Here is a 22,081-nt window from a genome sequence, read left to right on the forward strand (position 1 = left end):
CACCGCCTCGGGTTCAAACCCCCGGAACCGCTTCCTGGCCCCGCCGTTGGCATCCATCGGCTCATCAACGGCCGGAGGCACGAGGGGCCCCACGAGCGACTCGGCGAACAAACCATCCTGGGAACCGACATCCATACCCCAATTCTCCCAGCCCCACATCCGGCAGCCCGGCTAATCCGCCGGCGTTTTAAATAATTCGCCGGCGTTTTAAAACTAGGACGGACTACTGACCCACGCACCTAGGTTTCGAGCCGGTCATCGGCCGGGTCTGGATCTGTTTCATGTTCGGGCTCCTTCGGGTCGTGCACTCAGCCTATGGTAAATCCGTACTTAGTACGATAACGGTTTCGTGCCAAGCACGCGCACGGCTGTCCTTTTCCGAAGTCGTCTGCACGGTGCGGCGGTTGGAGCCGCATTTCAGTGTCAGTGGTTGATCCTTCAGCAGACAAAGATGCGGCCGTGCCTAGACCGGATGTGTCGAAGATCCTGGCCGCCCAGCACGATCTGGACTTTCCCGCTTAGTACGTGGAATGTCGCGGGACGCTTACCGCCGCTCCTCCCGCGACACGATCAGCATTGGCGGCTCGCTCCGCCTTAGCGAGCTCGTCCCCGCGCAGCCGCACCGAGACGACCGTCGAGACATCCTCGACCACGCTGGCCTCCCGATGAAACGGAGGGCTGCACTTCGGCCAGACGCGCATGGAGTCTTCGCCGTCTCATGCCGATCGGTGTCCGGGCACTTGTCCCTTCGTGGCGCGTGAGCGGCCAGAATAAAAAACTCAGGATCCGCTACCTAGGACCTTCATCAACCGACCTTACAGATCAGCCGATCATCTGCATGAATTCCCCTTCGGAGAGCACCTCGATGCTTTGCCCGCGGCCGTGCAGTTCCAGCACGCGACGGGCTTTGGAGGTCAGGCGACCGCTGCGCAGATCCGCCGCCACGAAGCCGTCCCCCACCACCAGCACTGTGGTTTTCCGGGTGACGGAGCTGGCCGGCTGCGCGCCGAGCCCGGCTGCACGCTCCTTCGCGGCGCCGCGCGGCAGCTGCAGATTGCCGGTGAAGACCACCATCTGGCCAAACAGTGGATGGTGCGGATCGGCGGCGGCGTCGGCTTCCGGATTCGGGCCTTCCTCCAGCCAGCCCTGCCAACCTTGCCAGCCGGAGGCTGCCGGGGCTTCACTCAGACGTTTGAGGGCGGTCCGCGTCGCCTTGGAAACATCATCCAAGCCGGGGAGATAGGCGTCCGCGCGCGGCAGCCGCAGTTTATGCACGGCGAACAGCTCCGCAACGCTGCCCGCGCCGTTGCGCCTGGCGATGTCCACCATGATGCCGGCGCAAGCCCGCGCATCCTCAACCGCATCGTGGTGGTTGACCAGCGGCACCCCGGCCGCCTCGGCCACAAACGGCAGGGAATAGGACGGCAGCGAATAATTCCGCCGGGACAGCATCACCGTGCAGGCGTAGTCGAAGGCCGGTCCGGGCAGTTCCGAGACTTCCAGCGCGGACCGGATCACACCCATATCAAAGGACGCGTTGTGGGCCACCAAGACATCGGCCCCGATGAAGCCGCCGATCTCCGCGAACAGCTCACCGAACCGGGGCGCGGCCGCGACCTGGGCGGAGGTGAGACCATGAATCTGCACGTTGCGCGGGTCGAAATGGTCATGGCCGGCGGGGGGCCTCATCAGCCAGGACGCTTCTTCAACTATTTTTCCGTCGCGGACCTTACTGAGACCCACGGCGCACGGCGAACCGCGGAAGCCGTTGGCGGTCTCAAAATCGATTGCAGTAAACTCCAAAGCCACTGGGCAAGATTACCCCGCCTGCCGCGGCACGGGAGAACGCGGCGCGGCACGGGAGAACGCTCGCAGCACGCCGATCCGGCTAGCCCAGCAGTGAGACAATGATGGGCGCCGTCGAAGATTGACCACTTTCAGCAAGAGTCCCGGCCGAAAACCCGGCGTGTCTCCTAAACCTTCGGCGTGTTGCCGCGGAACATGGTCAAACTTTGACGCATCCACGATGCGATGCCCCAATCGACCTCGGAAAATCAGGACGAGCCCATAATCCTCACTCCGGCTGAGCTAAACCGGATATGCGCTCGCAGGCGTCTTTCGTTCCGCCGCCGTCGGTTCACCACGAACCGAGGTGGCGGACCGACGAGTGTTGGATCGGCGGTGACCGGCGCGATGCTGACGGGTGACGTCATGCCGGGACGCGAGGAGGGTCGCCGCTGCGGCTGATCGTCTTGCGACCCGAGGGCGGACGCGCGAGAGTGGTTCCATGCCGCATGCAGAACATCACGACCAGCACAATCCTCCCGCCGGAACGGCTGCGCCCGGGCCGCCCCCAGCGGCCGGCAACGGCGCAGCGAGCAAGGCCGGCCAGGAATTCTGGGATGACTTCTACCAGGCGCGCCCGAATATCTGGAGCGGACGCGTCAACCCGGTGCTGGCCGAAGAGACCGCCGGCCTTGCCTCAGGCAGCGCACTTGATCTGGGCTGCGGGGAAGGTGCCGATGCCATCTGGCTGGCGCAGCATGGCTGGCGCGTTACGGCGATCGACGTGTCCGCCATCGCACTCGAACGCGCCGCAAGGCACGCCCAGGCAGCCGGAGCCAGCGACCGCATCACATGGGTGTGTGCGGACCTGTCTTCTTGGACGCCTCCGGAGCGCTATGACCTGGTCTCGGCGCACTACCTGCATTCTCCCGAGCCGGCCGGTTACGCCCTGCTGCAGGCCGCCGCCGCCGCCGTCGCGGTCAACGGAACCCTGCTCGCCGTCGGGCACCACCCCGACGATGTCCTCCCCGGATCCGGTCCCCCCGGTCTGTGGACGCCCGACCAGCTCGAGGCGAATCTGACCCTGCCACCGGACCGGTGGCGCATCGACGTCCGGGAGTCGCGACGGCGCCCGCCCGGGGAATCCACCGGGACGTCGGGAACGCACTCAGCCGGGCACCGGGACGCGGATTCGTCCCCGGATCTTCCGGCCGGGGATCCCGGCGCCGGACATTCGAACGCCGCCAGGCACCGCACGGACAGCATCCTGCGGGCAACGCGGCTCCGCTGACATCCGCGCTAGGCTGGCCCGATGAACGCGGAAACGGCGCCCCCCATCTGGTATCTGTTCGACTACGGCATGGTGATTTCCACTGCCCCGGAACCGGAGGACTGGGAGGCCCTGCGGGAAGCCGCGGGCCTTCCGCTGGAGTCCCGGGACAGCAGCTACTGGCTGCATCGTCACGGATTCGACGCCGGCACACTGACCGCCCAGGACTACTGGACCCGGGTGCTGGGCCGGGAAATCGGTGCGGATCTGACGGCACGGCTGGAGACACTGGACGCCGATCAATGGTCACATCTGAATCCGGAAACCCTCGATGTCCTCGAGGATCTGCATCTGGGCGGTGCGCGCCTGGCTTTGCTGTCCAATATGCCAGCCGGGATGGCCGCGCAATACTCCCGGAGCGCGCCGTGGGCCGGTTACTTCGACAAGCTGTTTTTCAGCGGCCAGCTGGGTCTGGCCAAGCCGGACCCGCAGATCTTCAGGGATGTGCTGGCGCATTTGGGGACGACGACGGCGCAGGTCACCTTTGTGGACGATGTCCAGGAAAACATCGACGCGGCCGCCGTGCTGGGCATGCGGACGGTGCTCCACCAGCCGGGGATTAATTTGCGGGCCGAACTGGGGCTGTAGGACGCCGGACAAAACCGGGGGTCGCCAGCAGGCCTCCGTCGCAGCGGACGGCCAGCACGTCAATGGGCAGCTCCGAGCTGAAGCGGTGCAGAGCCGCACTTCCCCCTGCAGTGATGGCCGTGGCCAGGACGTCGGCCGTAATGATGTCCGCGGCCCGGACGGTGACCTGCACAAATTCCATCGACGTCCCGGGCCGGCGCCAGATATGCTCCCCACGCTCGGCGCTGCCGGAGGTGGCGACCGCCGGAAGGGCGGCGGTCGCGGCGATGCTTCCCAGCAGGGATGTCCGGTCCGCCGGGTCCACAATCCCCACCTGCCACCCTCCGCCGTCGCCCGCGGTACCCGAACAAAGCACATCGCCACCTGCATTAAGGCACCAATCCCGGTGGCCCTCGCTGTGCAGCCACTCCCCCGCCACCGCAGCCGCCCAGGCCTTGACGACCCCGGACAGGTCCAGCACACCGTCGGGCCGGTGCGGCGTGAATTCCCCATTGGTGACGGTCCGCCAGTGCAACGCCAACGCGTACATCCGCCGCACGGCGGGGCTGGAATCCGGCAGCGCCACGGCCCCGGCAGCGATCCGGCTCAACTCGGAGTCCGGCCGGTACAAACTGAATCTGCGGTCCGCGTCCGCGAAAATCCGCTCCACGCCGTCGGCCCAGCGCTCCTGCCGAGGCCCTTGGGACAGCGTCACGCTGACCACCGTTCCCATGGTTCTGAGCACCTGGACGGCAGCGGTTTCCATGGATCCGGCCGACAAGGTTTCAGCCCCGGGAGTTCAGGCTGAATGACTGATCGGTCTGGAAGTGCGCGGCGTCCAGTGCCGCCTGCAGCGAGGTCAGATAGCCCTCGCTGGTGGCGGTCGCACCGCTGATGCTCTGCACGGCGGCGGACTGCGCTGCCAGAACCTGACTGCGGAGCACGGGGGCGGCATAGTTACTGATCTGGGCCGAGCGCTGGTCCCGGTCCGTCAGCTGCAGCGCGGTCACATCCTTGATCGTCCCCGCGGCAATGGTGACCTGGACCTGAACCGCGCCGTAGCGGGTGCTGGCGCTGGTGCCCTTGAACGTGCCGCTGACCGCGGCATTGACGCCCTGCCCGGACGCAGCGGAACCCGTGGTAGGACCGGGTGCGGCGGAAGGGGCCGCCGTTTCGGGCGCTCCGCTCCCGCCGTCGTCGGCGTTACCGGAACTACCGGAACTACCGGAACTGCCGGCGCTACCTGTATTGCCGGAACCGCCCGGCAGGGAAGGACTCCCGACGACCGCCGCCGCGCCGACGTGGACCTGGTCCGCACCGGTTCCGGCCTGCCAGCCGAGCAGGATAATCCCCGCCGACGCAGCAGAGGCGATGATGACTGCCCGGGCCCTCACCAGCTGAACCTCTCATGATGGATGGCCTCAGCCGGCACGCCGGCCGCGCGCGCCTGCGCCATCACCTGGGCGCTCCACTGTACGGGACCGCAGACGTACGCATCGGACGATGCCAGCGCGGGCGCATAACTGAGCAGCGAAAACCCTCTGTCCGCGGAGGCCGCCGGCAGCCAATGCGCCCGATCCGACGGTCGCGGGCCCGTCTCCAGATACAGGTATGCACCGCGGCTGCGGCACAGCTCGTCGATCTCGGCCAGCAGATAGAGCTCCTCCACCCTGCCGGCCCGCAGGATGACCGTGGCATCGCCGGGCGCAAAATCCGCCTCCTCCAGCAATGACCGGATCGGAGCGACACCGATTCCCGCGCCGACCATGACCAACCGTTCGCTGGTGCGCACCGTTTTGCTGAAGATTCCGTAGGGGCCCTCGACCACCACCTTGGTCCCAGGGCGGACGGTGAGCAGCTTCCGGGTCCCGCTCCCCAGCCCGCGGACGGTGATTTCCAACACACCGGCGGACGGCGCCGCCGAGAGCGAAAATGGGTGCGCGTGCCACCACAGGTCCGCTGACAGAAAACGCCACTGGAAGAACTGGCCGGCATGCACCGAAAGGGATTCAAGTCCGGCGCCGCTCATAGTGATCGTCACCGCATCCGTTCCCGCTCGGCGCACCCCGCTGACCACCAGCCGATACCGGGCACTGCGGGCCAGGGGAACCGCGATCCGGAAGACCAGGATGGAGCCGGTAACCGCCAGATAGAAGACCAGCCAATAGAGGCGCTGCCACGTCCCCGGCGCAAATACGGCACCATTGCTGAACTGATGGGGCAGCGCCGCCAGCACTGCGAGATAGGCGAGCAAATGAATTCCCAGCCAGGCCTCATACGGGAACCGGCGCTGCACGGCGACCACTGAGGTCACGACGACGGCGAGCAGCAGTCCCAGCCCCATAAACGCCAAGGGCATGTCGGGTACAGTCAAAAAAAGCGTCAGCACCTCGGACACCGGATTGATTCCCTCGGTCATCCCGTAGCCGGCGATCAACAGCCCGGTGTGTGACAGCAGCAGGTAGAGCACCGGCTTTCCGAGCTTCCGGTGCAGGGCAACCGCTCGGTCATGTCCATAGGCCCTGTCGATCACCGGCAACCGCGCAGTGAGCAGCAGCATCACGAGCAGCAGATCGGTGCCGACCAGACCCGCCGCGATCCCCAGCGACGTCAGGGTCTGGCCCACGGAGACAAAGCCGGCGGCCACGTCGTCGGCCAGGAACAAGGCGATGACGATGGCCACCGAAACCCAGCTGGCGATCAGCAGACTGTCCCGGCGGAGCAACCGGCGACGGGACGCCAGCACGCGGTCCGGCCCGACGCGTGGGGCGGGCCGTGCTCCAGTCCGCGGAAATGGTTGAATGGCCATGCACTAACTCTCGCGTCGCCTGCTGTCAATGACCCCAAGGAAACCTGTGGGCCTCCTGTGCGGTGCATGTATGGATTTACCCTCCGGACCCACCCTCGGGCGACGCCTCGGACCTGCCCTCCGGACGCAACTTCGGCCTGAGCGCGGGCGCCCCCTCCCGGCATCTCCTCCGACGCATCTCATCCCGCGGGCTGAGCCGCTCCGCGCAGGTGTGCCGTAACCTTGGAGGGTGATTCCTTCAGCTATCAGTAACTCAGCCGCGCCCGCCATGCTTGGGTCCGGCCCCGCTCCCACCGGTTTCCTGCCGCCGTGGCTGGATCCTGCCGTCATCCTAGACAACCCCGCGTGGGGGCCCTGGGTCGTCCTGCTGGCCTGCGCGATCATTTTCGCTGAAACGGGGCTGCTGATCGGCTTTTTCCTGCCCGGGGATTCACTGTTGTTCACCGGCGGTCTGCTGGTGGCCACGGGAGTGATCCAGTTCAATATCTGGGCCGTGATGGGATTGCTCATCCTCTCCGCCTTCATCGGCAACCAGGCCGGCTATCTGATCGGGCTGAAGGCCGGACCCGCCATCTTCAACAAACCCGATTCCCGGCTGTTCAAACGTGAAAACGTGCAGAAGGCGCACGCGTTCTTTGAAAAGCACGGCGGTAAAGCGCTGATTCTGGCCCGCTTTGTGCCGATCGTGCGGACCTTTGTGCCCGTGATTGTTGGCGTGGCAAGGATGGACCGCCGGCATTTCCTCATCTACAACGCCATTGGGGCCGTGCTGTGGGCCGGCGGCGTAACCCTGCTGGGCTTTATCCTCGGCGACCGGGTGCCGTGGGTGCAGAAGAATCTGGACCTGATCTTTATTCTCATCGTCCTGGCCTCCATCATCCCCATCATCGTGGAATTCATCAAGGGGTTCTCTGCCAGCCGCAGGGCCAAGCGCGCCATCGACAGTTGACGCCCGCACCCATCCAAGCCACCCCGCCCTCCCCGCCGTTCCCGCAGGGCGTGCCCAAGTAGGTCGCAGATATCGCACTCAAAACCCGGAATGAGTGCGATATCTGCGACCTACTTGGGTTGGAGGGCCGCAATGATGTGCGGCAGCAGCTTCCGGAAGGCCTGGCCGCGGTGGCTAATGGCGTTTTTCTCCGCGCGGGCCAGCTCGGCGCAGCTGACGCATAAGCCATCCGGAACCAGGATCGGATCGTAACCGAAACCGCCGTCTCCGCGCGGTGCACGCAGCAACACCCCGGGCAATTCGCCGTGCTCCACCTGCTCAACGGCCAGGAGTTCGACGGCGGCAGGCGCGCTGCCCCCGCCGGCACCGGCCGCCGTGCCCGGCACCGCCAAAGCCGCGGCACAGACAAACCGCGCGCCGCGGTGCGCATCGTCGATGTCCGCCAGCTGGGCCAACAAGAGGGCCATATTGGCGCCGTCGTCCCCGTGCCGTCCGGCCCAGCGTGCGGAGAAGATCCCCGGCGCACCGCCCAGCACGTCCACGGCCAGCCCGGAATCGTCGGCCACGGCCGGCAGACCCGTCGCCTCCGCAACGGTCCGCGCCTTCAGCAGCGAATTCTCTGCAAAGGTCACCCCCGTTTCGGCCACATCGGGCGCCCCGGCCGCCGCCGCGTCCACGACTTGGGTGTCGACGTCGAGCCCCGGAATCTGGCCGCGCAGCAGCTCGCGGAACTCGCGCAGTTTGCCCTTATTGTGCGTCGCCAGCACAAGCCGCGGTTCGGCTGCGGCCATGGTCACAACCCCAGCGTGTCCCGCTGGATCTGCGACAGCTGCCGCGTGCCCAGCAGGGCAAGATCCAGCAGCGCGTCCAGCTCGTCACGGTCAAAGGGCGCGCCCTCGGCCGTTCCCTGCACCTCCACGAACTTCCCGGAGCCGGTCACCACCACGTTCATGTCCGTTTCGGCGCGGACGTCCTCCACATACGGCAGGTCCAGCATCGGAATGCCGTCAATGATCCCGACCGAAACGGCGGCCACCGTGTCGATCAACGGCTGGGCGTTGCGGGCAATCAGCTTGTTCTCCCGCGCATAGTGGATCGCGTCGGCCAGCGCCACGTAGGCGCCAGTGATCGCCGCGGTCCGGGTGCCGCCGTCGGCCTGCAGCACGTCGCAGTCCAGCACAATCGTGTTCTCGCCGAGCGCCTTGGTATCAATGATGGAGCGCAGCGAGCGTCCGATCAGCCGGGAAATCTCGTGCGTGCGCCCGCCAATTTTGCCCTTGACGGATTCGCGGTCCGAGCGCGTATTCGTCGCCCTCGGCAGCATCGCATATTCGGCCGTCACCCACCCCCGGCCCTCGCCCTTGAGCCAGCGTGGGACGCCCGGAGTCAGCGACGCGGTGCACAGCACGCGGGTGTTGCCGAACTCGATCAGAGCGGACCCTTCGGCCTGTTGGGACCAGCCACGGGTGATGCTGATGTCGCGGAGCTGATCCGGCATGCGGCCGTCCGCACGGATCGTCGAGGTTGCCGCAGAAATTTCGCCTGTTGTCATGGTTCCAGCTTAGCCAATCCGCGCTGCGGTAAAGTCATGCCGTATGGACAGACAGCACGGCACCGTTAAGCTGCCCAGCGGCGAGGCAGTCCCCCGGCTCGGTCAGGGAACCTGGTACATGGGCGACGACGGCGGCGCCAGGGAGCAGGAAATCCGCACCTTGCGCACTGGTCTGGATCTGGGGCTGACGCTGATCGATACGGCGGAAATGTACGGTGACGGCCGTGCCGAAGAACTCGTCGGCGAGGCCATCGCCGGCCGCCGGGATGAAGTTTTCCTGGTCAGCAAAGTCCTGCCGTCAAACGCCAGTGCGCGCGGCACGTCGCAGGCCCTGGCGGCGAGCCTGAAGCGTCTGCGCACGGACTATCTGGACCTGTACCTGCTGCATTGGCGCGGCGGCATCCCGCTGGCCGAGAGCATCGGCGCCCTGCAGGCGCTCGCCGGGGCCGGGAAAATCCGGCACTGGGGTGTCAGCAACCTGGATACCGACGACCTGCGTGAGCTCGACACGGTACCGCACGCCGGGCAGCTGCAGACCGATCAGCTGCTGTACAACTTGTCCCGGCGGGGCATTGAATATGACTTGCTGCCGATGCTGGCCGAACGGAATGTCCCCGTGATGGCTTACTCGCCGATCGAACAGGGGAGGCTGCTGGCGCACGCGGAGCTGCGCCGGATCGCGGCTGAACACCCGGTTGGGGAAAATGCAGCGGTCGCTGCGCAGATCGCCCTGGCGTGGCTACTCCGGCGCCCGGATGTCATCGCCATCCCGAAGGCCTCCTCGGTGGAACATATACGGCAGAACCACGCGGCCCAGGACATCGAGCTCAGCGGCGAAGAACTTGCCGCGCTCGATGCCGCTTTTCCGCCGCCGGTGCAGGCGGAGCCGCTGGAAATGCTGTAAGCCGCGGTCCCGGCCAGATTGTGGCCCATCCCGGTCACGCATCTGGTCCACAGACGACGGGAAGATGCCGGCATCCGCCGGCCGGTTCAGATCGTGTAGTGCACGCCCGCCACGGCCACCGCCACCTGGCCGTCGTATTCCGGCTGCGCCTCGGCAATGATCCGGTTGGGGTCCGTCCAGACCGGCAGATGGGTCAACAGCAGCCGACGCGCATTCGCCTTGGCCGCGGCCTGGGCCGCCCGCTTCCCGGTGAGATGGACGTCCTTGATGGCGTCGTCTCGGCCTTCCTCAAAGGCCGCTTCACACAGGAACAGGTGCGCATCCCGGGCCGCTTCGACCAGGCCGGGGCAGGAATCGGTGTCACCGGAGTAAGTCAGCACGGTGATCCTGTCCACCCCGGTGCCGTCGTACTCAGTCGCTTCCACGCGGAGGGCGTAAGCCTCCTCCACCGGATGGTTCACGGCATAGGGGGTGATCCGGAACGGGCCCAGCTGCACTGTTTCGCGGTCGGTCCACAGCCGGAAGTCGAATTCCCCGCTCATCCCGGGCACCGGGTCAAGCCCATAGGCGGTGGCCAGCCGGACCGCCGTCGCCGATGGTCCCCAGACCGGGATGCGGCCGGCCTTCCAGCCGTTCGGGTCCCAGCGGACGGCCACATGCAGCCCGCACAGATCCATGCAGTGGTCCGGGTGCAGGTGGGTCAGGAAGATGGCGTCAATGTCCTGCAGATCCATGTATTTCTGCACGGCCCCCAGTGCACCGCTGCCAAGATCCAACAGAATGCGCCAGGGCCGCACGCCGTCGTGGGCGGTCAAGAGGTAGCACGACGCCGGCGACTGTGGGCCCGGGAACGAGCCGCTGCAGCCCACAATGGTAAGTTTCATGGCTGCTCACCGGCCCCGCCGCCGTTGTGAACGCCGCCGGTGTAGGCGCCACCGGCCTTTACGCCGCCGGCGTAAACGCTTCCAGCGAGCCCGGCGTTGGAGGTCCACGGCCGGGCAGGGGAACGGGCGGCGGCCAGCATTTCCGGGCTGACCCGGGCCATCGAGCCCGTCGGATAATGCGCGGCGACGTGGTCCACCTGTTCGACGCTGAGCACCTCAGGACCAAGGAAACGGCGTGCCAGCACCTCGAAGGCGCCGGCATCCCCGGTGGCCAGGAAATTGTGCACCGGCGCAGCGGCCGCGGTGCGCTCCAGATCGTGGCTGACCAGGGCACGGTAAACGTCCTTGGCGGTTTCCTCCGCGCTGGAAACCAGGGTGACGCCGTCGCCCATGCAAAAGGAAATGACGCCGGTCAGCAGCGGGTAATGCGTGCAGCCGAGCACCAGCGTGTCCACATCCGCGGCCTTGAGCCCGGCCAGATAACCCTGCGCGGTGGAGAGCAGCTGCGCGCCTGCGGTGATCCCGGATTCAACGAATTCCACGAAATCCGGACAGGCCACGGAGGTGATCTGCAGGGCGGGAGCGGCGGCGAATGTGTCCTCATAGGCGCGCGAGCCGATGGTGGCGGAGGTCCCGATGACTCCGACGCGGCCGGTCCTGGTGGCCGCCACCGCACGGCGCACCGCGGGCTGGATCACTTCGATGACGGGAATCCCGTACCGCGCGGTGTAGCGTTCCCGGGCATCGCGCAGCACGGCGGCGGAAGCGGAATTACAGGCGATGACCAACAGTTTGACGCCGGAGTCCACCAGCTCGTCCATCACGCCAAGGGCGTTGGCACGGACCTCTGCAATGGGCAGCGGGCCGTAGGGGCCGTTGGCGGTGTCGCCGACGTAAAGAATGGATTCATTGGGCAGCTGATCGATCACTGCCCGGGCCACCGTTAGCCCGCCAACGCCGGAATCGAAAATGCCGATGGGCCGGGCCGAGCGTTCGGATCCGGAGGTATCCGTCCCTAACCGCGTGACGGCGGCCCGGCCGGGACCTGCTGCAGCGGCGGGAAGGGAGCTGTGACTCGATGCTGAGCTCATGATCGTCCCAGACTAGATGCTCCCGGGCTCCGGCGTGAACTTTCGCCGGCGTCGGCTTGGTCACACCGCCAGGCCGTGCTGATCTCAGTCACCGTCCTTCAGGCTCAAGAGCATGGCCTGGACCAGCGCTTCCTGCAGCCAGGAGACGAAGTTGTAGACCAGCGCCAGGTAAGAGTCGACGTCGTCGGCCTGGGACCAGTCCTGCAGCTGGTGAATCCGTTCGGCATCCGCTTCGCCACGGATGCTGAGCCGTTCGGCGAGCACAAGCCGGACGTCGTTGAGCGCCATGGCCCAGTGCTTGGCACGCTCGCCATCCAGGACCAGCTTGTCCGAGTCCAGGTCCAGGGCAGCGGCCCGCAGGGCACCGATTTTGGTCTCCCGCAGCGAGCGTTCGGTCAGCTGCCGGAACTCCAAGGCGGCGCCGGCAGTTGCCGCGTCCACGGCCTTGACCACATCGGGAAGCAACCGCTTGAGGGCCGGATCCGTGGGAACGCTCACGTCCATGTCCAGCCCGATCATCGCAGCCAGCGGGTCTGCATGGGCCGGGGAATCCGGTTCCAGCATGTCCACAATGTCAGCAAAAAGATTGCGGAGCAGGTCGCGCTCGGCATGCTCCAGCTGCCCGGTGATTCCCTTGCGGCCGTACTTGAAGGCTTTAGCCACCGGTCAGCCCCTCGCGTTCATGTCGTCTTTTTGCACGGTGGCCCACAGCCCAAAACCGTGCATGGCAGCGGCGTCGGCCTCCATCTTTTCCTTGCCGCCGTGCGCCACGGCGGACCGCCCCTCGGTGTGCACCTGCATCATCAGCTTCCCCGCCTTAGCCTCCGAATAGCCGAAGTAGCTCTGGAAAACGTAGCTGACGTAGCTCATCAGGTTCACCGGATCATTCCAGACAACCAGCACCCAGGGAATATCAGGGGCGCTGCGCTCTTGGACATGGGTTTCCCGGGCAAGATCGGGAGCGGTGCTGACGGTCATATGTCCATTCTAGTGCGGCCGCATTAGAGTGAATTTCGTGACTACCACGCCCCCTTGGGACCATCCCGCCACATCTTTGTACACGGACCACTATGAACTGACCATGCTGCAGGCCGCATTGCACTCGGGAGCCGCCCACCGCCGGAGCGTCTTCGAGGCGTTTGCGAGGCGGCTGCCGGACGGTCGCGGTTATGGGGTGGTGGGCGGCACCGGCCGGCTGCTGGAGGGAATCGAGCGGTTCCGGTTTGGGGCGCCGGAACTGGAATTCCTGTCCCGGAATAAGGTGGTCAATGACCAGACGCTGGCGTGGCTGGCCGATTTCAAATTTTCCGGCAGCATTTACGGCTACGCCGAGGGGGACGCATACTTTCCCAACTCCCCCATCCTGATTCTCGAGGCGCCCTTTGCCGAGGCCTGCGTGCTGGAGACCTATGTGCTCTCCGTCCTCAACCATGACAGTGCCATCGCCTCCGCCGCCTCCCGGATGGTGGGCGCCGCCGGTGGACGGCCGTGCATTGAAATGGGCTCGCGGCGCACGCAGGAGGAATCCGCGGTCGCCGCGTCCCGCGCCGCCGTCATTGCCGGATTCGCCAGCACCTCGAATCTGGAGTGCGGCCGCCGCTATGGCGTGCAGACCGTTGGGACCGCCGCGCATTCCTTCACACTGCTGCATGACACGGAACGCGCGGCTTTTGCGGCGCAGCTTCAGTCCCTGGGCGCGGACACCACCTTGCTGGTCGACACCTACGACGTCGAAGCTGCGGTGCGCACGGCGGTGGAACTCGCGGGCCCTGAGCTGGGCGGAGTCCGGCTCGATTCCGGCGATCTGTTGGCTCAGGCCCGGGAGGTGCGGACGCTGCTGGACTCGCTGGGAAACACCGGGACGCGGATCACCGTGACGTCGGATCTGGATGAATATGCCATTGCCGCGCTCGCCGCCGCCCCGGTGGATTCCTACGGTGTGGGCACGTCGCTGGTGACCGGTTCCGGCGCGCCCACGGCGAGTATGGTCTACAAGCTGGTCAGCCGCGAGGCCGACGACGGCACTTTCGTCCCGGTGGCCAAAGCGGCCAAGAACAAAATTTCAGTCGGCGGGCGTAAATACGCGCTGCGCCGGCGCGATGCCCGGGGTACCGCCACGGCGGAGATTGTCGGCATCGGGCACCCGCCGCAGGACGACGGCGACGACCGGCCGCTGATGCACGAATTCATGATCGACGGCGTCCGCGCGCCCGGCTGGACCGGCCGCGAGGGTGTGCTCCGCGCCGTCGAACAACACCGTGCGTCGATGGCCGAGCTGCCCGGAACGGCTCGACGGCTGCAGCGCGGTGAACCGGTAATCCCAACGGAATTTGAGGTGGCGTAATGGCACAGGCATTGCTGATTGTCGATGTTCAGAACGATTTCTGCGAAGGCGGTTCGCTGGCCGTGGCCGGCGGGGCGGCGCTGGCCGCGGAGATCAGCGAGCTGCTCGATGCCACCACGGATTTTGACTATGTGGTGGCCACCCAGGACTGGCATATCGATCCTGGTGCGCATTTCTCCGAGTCCCCCGACTTCGTGCACAGCTGGCCGGTCCATTGCGTGGCGGACAGCCGCGGTGCCGCACTGCATCCGGATCTGGACACCGAAACCATCGACGCCTATTTCCGCAAGGGCCGGTTTGCTGCCGCCTATTCCGGATTTGAGGGTCTCTTGGCGCCGGAGGATGAGGTGCGGGCGGGGGAACGCTCGGCCGGAGATTCCGACGAGAACGACGGCGATGACGACGCCGGGGCGGAGGGTGCCGTCACGCTGGACGACTGGCTCCGGGAGCACGACGTCGACGCCGTCACCATCGTGGGCATCGCCACCGACCACTGCATCCTGGCCACCGCGCTGGATGCCATCGAGGCCGGCTATGACACGACCGTCCTGACGGATCTGATTGCCGGTGTCAGCGCCGGGCCCACCGAAGCCGCACTGGACAAGCTCGCCGCCGCAGGAGTGGAGCTTCGCCGCTCCTGACCGGGACCGCAATCCCCATCGACTGAGCAGCAGCCCGGCCAAAACCCAGAGCCCACCAGCCTCAGGTGCTGGAGCCGGCTGCACGGCTGAATGGACCATCAACCCAGGCCTACTTTCGGCCGATGAACCAGCCCTGCAGCTTCTTCAGCCGTTCCTGCAGCTGCCCCTCGTTGGCCTGCGCCACCGGCGGCCCGCCGCATTTGCGCCGCAGTTCGCTGTGCACCATGCCGTGCGGCATCCCCGATCTGGCGGACCACGCGGAGACGTTCTTGGCAAGCTCGTTGCGCAGCTCCGTCAGCATCCGATGGTCGATCACGGCCGGGGCCGCCGAAACCGCTTCCACAGCACCTGGCGCCTTGCGGCGCCGCGACTGCTGCTCGGCCTGGCGCTGGCGCAGCAGGACGCTGACCTGATCGGCGTCCAGCAGGCCTGGAATGCCGAGGAAATCAAGCTCATCCTCACTGCCCATCTCACCCCCGGTGCCGAACTCGCCGCCGTCGAACAACACCCGGTCAAAGGACGCCTGCGACTCCAGCGCCTCAAACTTGAATTTCTCCAGCGTGTCCGAGCCCTTTTCCTCCCGGTTCGCCTCCAGCATCTCGGCGTCCTCGGTGACAAACCCGTCCGGCTCGGTGTCGGGGCGGTCCAGGGCGTGGTCGCGCTCAACCTCCAGCTGGTTGGCCAGCGCCATCAGGTTCGGCACCGAGGGCAGGAAGACCGACGCCGTCTCGCCCCTCTTGCGGGCGCGCACAAACCGTCCCACCGCCTGGGCGAAGAAGAGCGGTGTCGCCGTGGAGGTCGCGTACACGCCCACGGCCAGACGCGGGACGTCCACCCCTTCGGAAACCATCCGCACGGCGACCATCCAGCGCTTCTCCCCGGCCGAAAACTCCTCGATCTTGTGCGAGGCCTTCGCGTCATCGGACAGGATCACTGTCGGCGATTCCCCGGTGATCTTTTTCAGCGTGCCGGCGTACGCCCGCGCATCATCGTGGTCGGTGGCAATCACCATCGCACCGGCGTCGGGGACGGAGCGGCGCACCTCGGTGAGCCGCTTGTCCGCGGCGGCCAGGACGGAGGGAATCCATTCGCCGGTGGGGTTCAGCGCCGTCCGCCAGGCCTGCGAGGTAATGTCCTTGGTCACCGGCGCCCCCAGCGAGGCTGACATCTCCTCACCGGTCCCGGTGCGCCAGCGCATCTGGCCCGAATAGGCCATAAACATCACCGGCCGGACCACATGGTCCTTCAGCGCCTCCCCATAACCGTAGGTGTAGTCCGCCCGCGAACGGCGGATCCCCTCCCGGTCCTCGACGTACTCAACGAACGGAATGGCGGCGGTGTCCGAGCGGAACGGAGTCCCGGTCAGCGCCAGGCGCCGCGCGGCCGGTTCAAAGGCTTCCCTGATCCCGTCACCCCAGGACAGCGCGTCGCCGCCGTGATGGATCTCGTCCAGAATCACCAGGGTCCGGGCTGCCTCGGTCTTGGCCCGGTGCAGCATCGGCTTGCTGGCCACTTGCGCATACGTCACGGCCACCCCCACGAAGCCGCGGCCGTGCTTGCCGTCGGCGTTTTTGAAGTTCGGATCGATCGCGATGCCCACCCGGGCCGCCGCGTCCGACCACTGCCGCTTCAAGTGGTCGGTCGGTGTTACGATCGTCACCCGATTCACCACTCCGCGCTCAATCAGCTCCGCGGCGATCCGCAGCGCAAAGGTCGTCTTTCCTGCGCCGGGGGTTGCGACGGCCAGAAAGTCCTGTGGCTCCGTGGCAAAATAACTTTCCATTGCCTGGGCCTGCCAGGCGCGCAGCTTCGGGGCGGTCCCCCACGCAGCGCGTTCCGGATACGCCGGGGGCAGCGCGGGGCCGCCAAAAAGAGTCTCTGTCACAGCTGGTTGTCCCCCATCATGGCGCACGGAACCAAGACCCGTCCCGTGCCGTCAGCGGTCACCTGCGGGTCTGCATCATCCGTCAGCACTTATTTATCGGAGCCCGGCTTGTCTTTGCCTTTGCCGGGGCGCAATCCGTTATAGATGGCCTTGCACTCGGGGCAGACCGGAAATTTTTCCGGGTCACGTCCGGGCGTCCATACCTTGCCGCAGAGGGCGATCACCGGCTCGCCTGAGAGGGCGGATTCCATGATCTTTTCCTTGCGGACGTAGTGCGCAAAGCGTTCCCGGTCCCCCGGTTCCACGTCTTCGCGCAGTTCCTCGCGCTCAATGGTGGCGGTGGAACCGCCAGGGCCGGCCGGAGTCCGCATCGGATCAGTTTCGAATGGATCTGGAGGCATACTCATGCCTTCCATCTTATCCTCTGACTCAGCTGCGGCCATGCGCTAAACTACGACGGCGCCGGCCCGGCCGGGGTTCCCAAGCACCTGCCGCCGTCGTGCTTCGAGCGCCAGCACCGCGGACCGCCAACCAGAGCGGCGGTATCAGCCGCCGTCGTACTTTGAGCGGCAGCACCGCGGTACGCGCCAACCAGAGCGGCGGATTCAGCCGCCGTCGAACGTTGCGTGCGGGTCGACGAACGAGGCGTGCCGTAGTGGACCCGACCGGCAGAGCTGCCCCCACACCCCCAAACGGACGGACGCGTCCGCTGCACGCCACGTGCCAAGAGGCATCTGTCCGCAGCTGGTGCCCGGGCGCCCGTCGGGCCCGCGCGATCCAGCGGCCAGGGGTCAGAATCCCTGCCACTCCGGCTTGTTGTCATAGGTGTGACGGTAAAAGTCCGCAAGCTGCAGCGATGACGCCGCCGCCTCGTCCAACATGACCGTGGCATGCGGGTGGAACTGCAGCACAGAGGCGGCGCAGATGGCGGCGACCGGCCCCTCGATGAAATCCCGGACGGCCTGCGCCTTGTGGGCCCCGGTGGCCACCAGCAGCACATGCCGGGCGTCCATGATGGTGCCCAGCCCCTGGGTGACGACATGATGGGGAACCTGGTCCAGGTGCTCAAAGAACCGCGCATTGTCCTTGCGGGTCTGTTCCAGCAGCGTTTTGATCCGCGTGCGCGATGCCAGGGACGAGCCTGGCTCGTTGAATCCGATGTGCCCGTCCGTGCCGACGCCAAGAATCTGCAGGTCCACGCCACCGGCGGCCTTGATGGCGACCTCGTATGCCTGACACGCTGCCAGGACATCATCGGCGGAGCCGTCCGGGCCATGCACATTCTCCGGCGCGATGTCCACCCGGTTGGTGAACTCGCGGCGGATCACTTCCCGGTAGGACTCATGATGGCCGGCCGGCAGCCCTACGTACTCGTCCAGCGCAAAGCCCTGCGCCCGCGCAAAGCTGAGCCCGGTCTCGTCGTGGCGGCGAGCCAACTCATCGTAGATCGGCAGCGGGGACGAGCCTGTTGCCAGACCCAGCACGGCCTCCGGTTTGCGGCGAACCAGCGCCTCGATGGCGTCCGCGGCCCGAGCGCCGATTTCCTTACTGCTGGGGAGGATTACTACCTCCATGGATCCCTACCTTTCCTGGCCGGGTTTAACTCCGGCACAGCATGTGACGATGCCGACAAAAAACGTGCTCTTCTCGAAGATATCCCATGTCCCATGTGCACGCCACCGCTAGGCGTCCCTGGACACCGCCAACAGCAGTTCCGGTGCCCGCCGGGTATACAGCCGTCCGCCAACGCGGAGTCCGCCGGCGAACAGCACCCCGCCAAGGACCAGTCCCACGGCCAGGGCCAGCCAGGCGAAGAGCACTTGCCGGGTCCCCTGGGCAACCACGACCAGGACCAGCTCAGGCAGAACCAGCACACCGAAACCGGCAAACCCGGCCAGCTGCATTAGCCCTGCGGCAAATCCGTTCCCGGGGCGGGACTTGAACGGGCTGTCGCCGGGGGCCGGCGCGTTGAAGGTGAACCGGGCGGAGAATACGCTGACCAGCCCCAGCCCGCTGAGCAGGGTTCCGATCATCAGGCCTAGGGAACCGGGCAGGAACGCCCAGGTTCCATTGACCGCTGCACCGACCAGCGCGTAGAGCAGTCCCAGCGGCAGCGCCAACACCGCACAGGCCAAGGCTCGCCCGGCGCGGTCGGCCGTACCGCTGACACCGGTGGCAACGTGCAGCGCAAAGGCCGTGTTGTCGTAGGAAATGTCCGCCGAAATCGACCAGACCAGCAGGCCGACGGCGATGGCTGCGGCGAAGTCCAGCACCGCGTAGTTGCCGCTTCCGGCCCCGCTGATCATAAAGACCAACGGCAGGACCGGTGCAATGATCAACCCCATGGAATAACGCGGATCCCTGAACCAGTAAGTCAGCGACCGGGCCGCCACCGCTCCGGTCGGTGTGCCGGGGAAGAGCTTGAAGAAACCGAGCCGACCGCCTCCGCGACTCACCCCACTGCTGTGGGCCGGGGTGACCAACGCCTTGGCCAGCGAGATCTTCCACAGCCAGGTCAGGGCTGCCAGCGTTCCCACGGCCATGAGGAATTTAAGCCCGGCCTCGCCGTAGGCGCCGGCGGCCAGGTCCGCAGGGACGGACCAGGCCGCACCGAGCGGCGTCCATGAAACGGTCCGCGCCAACGCCGGAAGATACTCAGCCAAGTTGGTCAATCCCTGGGACAGGCTGGTGATGATCGGGCCCAACAGCACCAGCGGAACAATCAGCACCACACCGCTCAGGTCCTTGAACCGCCGGGACGAGGCCAGATTGGCGCTGGCAGAGGTCATCGCCCGCGAGGCCACGATGCAGGTGAGGACCGCCAGCACGGCGCAGACCAGCGCCGCCGGCATCGCCGCTGGGTGTTTCCACCACGTACCGATCGTGCCCAGCGCCGCGAGCAAAGTAATGGCTCCGGGGACCCCCAGGAAACCGGACAGGGCCAGACCGGTCAGCAGCTCCCGCATTGGAACCGCGAAGGTGACAAACCTCGCCGGGTCGAGCGTCGTGTCCACGCCGGCCGCCAGGACGGGAATCACCAGCCAGCCGACGAGAACGGCCGCCCCGGCCAGGACGACCACGGTTTTGGCCACCTCAAGCTCCACGGCGCTGAGGGCGGCGAGACCCACGATGGCGAGCACGAGGATGCCCAGACCATAGAGACCAGCAACCACAATGCCCACCAGCTGCATCGGAGAGCGGCGCAGCGAATTACGCAGCAGTAACAGCTTGAGCCTCAGGAGGTGCGCAACCATGTCAGCCCCTCGGTCTGGTTGCGTCCGCCCACCAGTTCAACAAACTTATCTTCCAGGCTCATGGCACCGCGGACGTCATCCACCGTCCCCGCCGCCAGCACGTTTCCGCCGGCGATCACCGCAACGTGGTCGCACATGCGCTGCACCAGATCCATGACGTGGCTGGAAACAATGACGGTACCACCGGAACTGACATAGCCCTGCAGAATGTCACGGATGTTCGCCGCCGAAATCGGGTCGACCGATTCGAACGGCTCATCAAGGACCAACAGCCGCGGAGCGTGGATCAGCGCGGAGGCGAGCGCGATCTTCTTGGTCATCCCCGCGGAGTAATCAACCACCAGAGTGCCGGCGTCCTTGGCCAGATCGAGCGCCGCCAGCAGGTCTTTCACGCGTTCCGCCACGGTCTCCCGGTCCATCCCGCGCAGCAGCCCCGCATAGGTCACCAGCTGCTCACCGGACAACCTGTCAAAGAGCCGGACGCCGTCTGGCAGTATTCCCATCAGCTTCTTGGCTTGCAGCTGGTGGTCCCAGACGTTGACCCCGTGCACCCAAACGCTGCCGTAATCCGGGCGGAGCAGTCCGGTGGCCATGGACAGCGACGTGGTTTTACCGGCGCCGTTGGGTCCAACGAGTCCGTAAAACGAGCCGGACGGCACGTCCAGGTCGATGCCGTTGACGGCGATTTTCCCGCCGAACCGCTTGGCCAGTCCCCTGATGACGAGTGCCGGCGGGGCGTCGATCCCGCCCGTAGCGGCCGGCAGGGGGGCAGGACGCGGCGGGGAAGCGGAATTTTTCGGGGCGTCGGTCATACCGCCACGCTAGCAGCCGACCCGGCAGGGGCAAGACATCAAAAAGGATGATTTCATCCCGGCCCCGCTCCGCCACCGCTAGTATTTCCCCCTGTTGGCGGCCGCCCTTTCGTACTGCGGAGCCCACTGCAGATCCGCACCCAAATCATGGGCCGCGCGCTGCCACCAGTGCGGATCCCGCAGCGCCGCGCGCGCCAGAAAGATGCCGTCCGCCTGGCCGGTGGCCAGCAGGTGCTCCGCCTGGTCCGCAGTCGAAATGAGGCCGACGGCGCCGACGCTCAGGTCCGTTTCGCGGCGGATCTGCTCGGCGAAGGCCGTCTGGTATCCGGGGCCCACCGGGATCTTCGCCCCGGGAACGGCTCCGCCGCTGGAAACATCGATCAGGTCCACCCCATGATCCGCAGCGCGGCGGGCCAGCCGGACCGAGCTGTCCGCATCCAGACCGCCGGATATCCAGTCCGTAGCGGAGATCCGCAGCAGCAACGGCATGCCGTCCGGAATGCGGGCGCGCACGGCGTCAATGACGTCCAGCGTCAGCCTGCTGCGGCTTTCCTCGTCTCCGCCCCACGCATCCGTGCGGGTATTGACCAGCGGACTGAGGAACTGGTGCAGCAGATAGCCGTGCGCCGCGTGGATCTCCACGGTATCGAAGCCGGCCAGCACGGCCCGGTCGGCGGCAGCGGCAAAGTCATCGATGACGGCATTAATTTCCCCTTCAGTCATGGCCCGCGGCGCGGCATAACCGTCAAAGGACTCATCCGTGGCGCCTACGGCTTGCCAGCCATGGTCCGTTGCCGGCACGCTCCCGTTGCGTCCGGAGAATGGCCAGTATGTGGAGGCCTTCCGTCCGGCATGCGCCAGCTGCACACCGATTTTGGTCTGTACCGAGCCGGTGGAGTGCACAAACTCCGTGATCCGGTGCCATGCCCGGCCCTGCTCATCGTTGTAGATGCCGGCATCCCGCGGGCTGATCCGCCCCTCAGCGTTAACGGCGCTGGCCTCGGTGAGGATCAGTGCCGCTCCCCCGGCGGCGAACTGCCCCAGATGCATCAGGTGCCAGTCCGTGGGAACCCCGGGGGCTGCCTCCGGATCGGCGGAATACTGGCACATCGGCGAAACCCAACCGCGGTGCGAGAGGTCCATGGAGCGCAGCGTCATCGGGGTGAAGAGTTTTGAGTTGGTCACACCGAGGGTAACGCCCCTGCTGCGCCGGACATTCCGCCCGCACATCGCAACATGGAAGGCTTCGTCCCCGCCCCGCATCTGAGGTGCTG

The 22,081-nt window shown here is 66.4% G+C and carries 22 protein-coding genes; 6 read left to right on the top strand and 16 right to left on the bottom strand.

All coding sequences use genetic code 11. From position 1 onward, the window contains the following. Nucleotides 1-822: 822 nt before the first annotated feature. A complete protein-coding gene (locus tag QMG52_RS14000) occupies nt 823-1,809 on the bottom strand; it encodes a 3'-5' exonuclease (RefSeq protein ID WP_283561011.1) in 987 nt (328 codons plus the stop codon). 478 nt (nt 1,810-2,287) lie between these two features. Here QMG52_RS14000 and QMG52_RS14005 point away from each other — a divergent pair, with 478 nt between their 5' ends. Continuing rightward, a complete protein-coding gene (locus QMG52_RS14005; protein WP_283561012.1) occupies nt 2,288-3,076 on the top strand; it encodes a class I SAM-dependent methyltransferase in 789 nt (262 codons plus the stop codon). 21 nt (nt 3,077-3,097) lie between these two features. Then, complete coding sequence (locus QMG52_RS14010) at nt 3,098-3,703, top strand: HAD family hydrolase (RefSeq protein WP_283561013.1); 606 nt, start codon at nt 3,098-3,100, stop codon at nt 3,701-3,703. On the opposite strand, the gene QMG52_RS14015 is transcribed toward QMG52_RS14010, so the two are convergent. Genes QMG52_RS14015 through QMG52_RS14025 form a run of 3 tightly spaced genes read right to left on the bottom strand, consistent with a single transcriptional unit; the run spans nt 3,675 to nt 6,491 of the window. Beyond that, nucleotides 3,675-4,448: an FAD:protein FMN transferase gene (locus QMG52_RS14015; RefSeq protein WP_283561014.1), complete on the bottom strand. Its 774-nt coding sequence runs from the start codon at nt 4,446-4,448 to the stop codon at nt 3,675-3,677. The genes QMG52_RS14010 and QMG52_RS14015 overlap by 29 nt on opposite strands. A 19-nt stretch (nt 4,449-4,467) precedes the next feature. Next, the gene (locus QMG52_RS14020; protein ID WP_283561015.1) at nt 4,468-5,076 is read right to left on the bottom strand and encodes an FMN-binding protein; all 609 of its coding nucleotides are present in this window, start codon (nt 5,074-5,076) and stop codon (nt 4,468-4,470) included. Further along, complete coding sequence (locus tag QMG52_RS14025) at nt 5,073-6,491, bottom strand: ferredoxin reductase family protein (protein WP_283561016.1); 1,419 nt, start codon at nt 6,489-6,491, stop codon at nt 5,073-5,075. The genes QMG52_RS14020 and QMG52_RS14025 overlap by 4 nt, the downstream gene beginning before the upstream one ends. A gap of 268 nt (nt 6,492-6,759) precedes the next feature. Between QMG52_RS14025 and QMG52_RS14030 the strand changes: the two genes are divergently transcribed. Beyond that, the gene (locus QMG52_RS14030) at nt 6,760-7,440 is read left to right on the top strand and encodes a VTT domain-containing protein (RefSeq protein ID WP_283561080.1); all 681 of its coding nucleotides are present in this window, start codon (nt 6,760-6,762) and stop codon (nt 7,438-7,440) included. 110 nt (nt 7,441-7,550) lie between these two features. Here the strand turns inward: QMG52_RS14030 and QMG52_RS14035 are convergent, their stop codons facing one another. Next, the gene (locus tag QMG52_RS14035) at nt 7,551-8,231 is read right to left on the bottom strand and encodes a non-canonical purine NTP pyrophosphatase (RefSeq protein ID WP_283561017.1); all 681 of its coding nucleotides are present in this window, start codon (nt 8,229-8,231) and stop codon (nt 7,551-7,553) included. Nucleotides 8,232-8,233: 2 nt separating this feature from the next. Beyond that, complete coding sequence (gene rph / locus QMG52_RS14040) at nt 8,234-8,992, bottom strand: ribonuclease PH (protein ID WP_283561018.1); 759 nt, start codon at nt 8,990-8,992, stop codon at nt 8,234-8,236. A 43-nt stretch (nt 8,993-9,035) separates the two neighbouring features. On the opposite strand from rph, the gene QMG52_RS14045 reads away from it, so the two are divergent. Beyond that, on the top strand, nt 9,036-9,896 hold the full coding sequence (locus tag QMG52_RS14045) for an aldo/keto reductase (protein ID WP_283561019.1): 861 nt from the start codon (nt 9,036-9,038) through the stop codon (nt 9,894-9,896). An 86-nt stretch (nt 9,897-9,982) separates the two neighbouring features. Here the strand turns inward: QMG52_RS14045 and QMG52_RS14050 are convergent, their stop codons facing one another. From QMG52_RS14050 to clpS, 4 genes are all read right to left on the bottom strand, one after another. Next, nucleotides 9,983-10,780, bottom strand: a complete 798-nt coding sequence (locus QMG52_RS14050; RefSeq protein WP_283561020.1) for an MBL fold metallo-hydrolase — start codon at nt 10,778-10,780, stop codon at nt 9,983-9,985. Further along, the gene (murI, locus tag QMG52_RS14055; RefSeq protein ID WP_283561021.1) at nt 10,777-11,871 is read right to left on the bottom strand and encodes a glutamate racemase; all 1,095 of its coding nucleotides are present in this window, start codon (nt 11,869-11,871) and stop codon (nt 10,777-10,779) included. The genes QMG52_RS14050 and murI overlap by 4 nt, the downstream gene beginning before the upstream one ends. Before the next feature lie 84 nt (nt 11,872-11,955). After that, nucleotides 11,956-12,534: a DUF2017 domain-containing protein gene (locus QMG52_RS14060; RefSeq protein ID WP_283561022.1), complete on the bottom strand. Its 579-nt coding sequence runs from the start codon at nt 12,532-12,534 to the stop codon at nt 11,956-11,958. 3 nt (nt 12,535-12,537) lie between these two features. Continuing rightward, complete coding sequence (gene clpS / locus QMG52_RS14065) at nt 12,538-12,849, bottom strand: ATP-dependent Clp protease adapter ClpS (protein ID WP_283561023.1); 312 nt, start codon at nt 12,847-12,849, stop codon at nt 12,538-12,540. Nucleotides 12,850-12,877: 28 nt separating this feature from the next. On the opposite strand from clpS, the gene QMG52_RS14070 reads away from it, so the two are divergent. Next, entirely contained in the window at nt 12,878-14,215 is a 1,338-nt protein-coding gene (locus QMG52_RS14070; RefSeq protein ID WP_502920533.1) for a nicotinate phosphoribosyltransferase, read from the top strand. Then, a complete protein-coding gene (locus QMG52_RS14075) occupies nt 14,215-14,856 on the top strand; it encodes an isochorismatase family protein (protein ID WP_283561025.1) in 642 nt (213 codons plus the stop codon). Before QMG52_RS14070 ends, QMG52_RS14075 begins: the two co-directional genes overlap by 1 nt. A gap of 109 nt (nt 14,857-14,965) precedes the next feature. Here QMG52_RS14075 and QMG52_RS14080 read toward each other — a convergent pair whose 3' ends face one another. From QMG52_RS14080 to QMG52_RS14105, 6 genes are all read right to left on the bottom strand, one after another. After that, nucleotides 14,966-16,741 carry a DEAD/DEAH box helicase gene (locus tag QMG52_RS14080; RefSeq protein ID WP_283561026.1) on the bottom strand — a complete coding sequence of 592 codons (1,776 nt, stop codon included), beginning with the start codon at nt 16,739-16,741 and terminating at the stop codon, nt 14,966-14,968. A gap of 89 nt (nt 16,742-16,830) precedes the next feature. Further along, complete coding sequence (locus QMG52_RS14085) at nt 16,831-17,157, bottom strand: DUF3039 domain-containing protein (RefSeq protein WP_283561081.1); 327 nt, start codon at nt 17,155-17,157, stop codon at nt 16,831-16,833. 375 nt (nt 17,158-17,532) lie between these two features. Beyond that, nucleotides 17,533-18,315 (bottom strand): glucosamine-6-phosphate deaminase, encoded by a 783-nt coding sequence (gene nagB, locus QMG52_RS14090; RefSeq protein ID WP_283561027.1) that lies wholly within the window; start codon nt 18,313-18,315, stop codon nt 17,533-17,535. Nucleotides 18,316-18,423: 108 nt separating this feature from the next. Then, nucleotides 18,424-19,995: a transporter gene (locus tag QMG52_RS14095; RefSeq protein ID WP_283561028.1), complete on the bottom strand. Its 1,572-nt coding sequence runs from the start codon at nt 19,993-19,995 to the stop codon at nt 18,424-18,426. Beyond that, nucleotides 19,977-20,807, bottom strand: a complete 831-nt coding sequence (locus tag QMG52_RS14100; RefSeq protein WP_283561029.1) for an ABC transporter ATP-binding protein — start codon at nt 20,805-20,807, stop codon at nt 19,977-19,979. Before QMG52_RS14100 ends, QMG52_RS14095 begins: the two co-directional genes overlap by 19 nt. Before the next feature lie 78 nt (nt 20,808-20,885). Continuing rightward, nucleotides 20,886-22,037: an NADH:flavin oxidoreductase/NADH oxidase gene (locus QMG52_RS14105; RefSeq protein ID WP_283561082.1), complete on the bottom strand. Its 1,152-nt coding sequence runs from the start codon at nt 22,035-22,037 to the stop codon at nt 20,886-20,888. Between the last annotated feature and the right edge of the window lie 44 nt (nt 22,038-22,081).

Origin of the sequence: Paenarthrobacter sp. PH39-S1 (assembly GCF_030063245.1) — a bacterium.
Lineage (GTDB): Bacteria > Actinomycetota > Actinomycetes > Actinomycetales > Micrococcaceae > Arthrobacter_M.

What these genes read in the sequence shown, in the direction of transcription:
- QMG52_RS14005 (WP_283561012.1), top strand. Translation starts at nt 2,288, where the DNA reads ATGCCGCATGCAGAACATCACGACCAGCACAATCCTCCCGCCGGAACG.
- QMG52_RS14010 (WP_283561013.1), top strand. Translation starts at nt 3,098, where the DNA reads ATGAACGCGGAAACGGCGCCCCCCATCTGGTATCTGTTCGACTACGGC.
- QMG52_RS14015 (WP_283561014.1), bottom strand. Translation starts at nt 4,448, where the DNA reads ATGGAAACCGCTGCCGTCCAGGTGCTCAGAACCATGGGAACGGTGGTC.
- QMG52_RS14025 (WP_283561016.1), bottom strand. Translation starts at nt 6,491, where the DNA reads ATGGCCATTCAACCATTTCCGCGGACTGGAGCACGGCCCGCCCCACGC.
- QMG52_RS14030 (WP_283561080.1), top strand. Translation starts at nt 6,760, where the DNA reads ATGCTTGGGTCCGGCCCCGCTCCCACCGGTTTCCTGCCGCCGTGGCTG.
- QMG52_RS14035 (WP_283561017.1), bottom strand. Translation starts at nt 8,231, where the DNA reads ATGGCCGCAGCCGAACCGCGGCTTGTGCTGGCGACGCACAATAAGGGC.
- rph (WP_283561018.1), bottom strand. Translation starts at nt 8,992, where the DNA reads ATGACAACAGGCGAAATTTCTGCGGCAACCTCGACGATCCGTGCGGAC.
- QMG52_RS14045 (WP_283561019.1), top strand. Translation starts at nt 9,036, where the DNA reads ATGGACAGACAGCACGGCACCGTTAAGCTGCCCAGCGGCGAGGCAGTC.
- QMG52_RS14050 (WP_283561020.1), bottom strand. Translation starts at nt 10,780, where the DNA reads ATGAAACTTACCATTGTGGGCTGCAGCGGCTCGTTCCCGGGCCCACAG.
- murI (WP_283561021.1), bottom strand. Translation starts at nt 11,871, where the DNA reads ATGAGCTCAGCATCGAGTCACAGCTCCCTTCCCGCCGCTGCAGCAGGT.
- clpS (WP_283561023.1), bottom strand. Translation starts at nt 12,849, where the DNA reads ATGACCGTCAGCACCGCTCCCGATCTTGCCCGGGAAACCCATGTCCAA.
- QMG52_RS14075 (WP_283561025.1), top strand. Translation starts at nt 14,215, where the DNA reads ATGGCACAGGCATTGCTGATTGTCGATGTTCAGAACGATTTCTGCGAA.
- QMG52_RS14085 (WP_283561081.1), bottom strand. Translation starts at nt 17,157, where the DNA reads ATGGAAGGCATGAGTATGCCTCCAGATCCATTCGAAACTGATCCGATG.
- nagB (WP_283561027.1), bottom strand. Translation starts at nt 18,315, where the DNA reads ATGGAGGTAGTAATCCTCCCCAGCAGTAAGGAAATCGGCGCTCGGGCC.
- QMG52_RS14095 (WP_283561028.1), bottom strand. Translation starts at nt 19,995, where the DNA reads ATGGTTGCGCACCTCCTGAGGCTCAAGCTGTTACTGCTGCGTAATTCG.
- QMG52_RS14100 (WP_283561029.1), bottom strand. Translation starts at nt 20,807, where the DNA reads ATGACCGACGCCCCGAAAAATTCCGCTTCCCCGCCGCGTCCTGCCCCC.
- QMG52_RS14105 (WP_283561082.1), bottom strand. Translation starts at nt 22,037, where the DNA reads ATGTGCGGGCGGAATGTCCGGCGCAGCAGGGGCGTTACCCTCGGTGTG.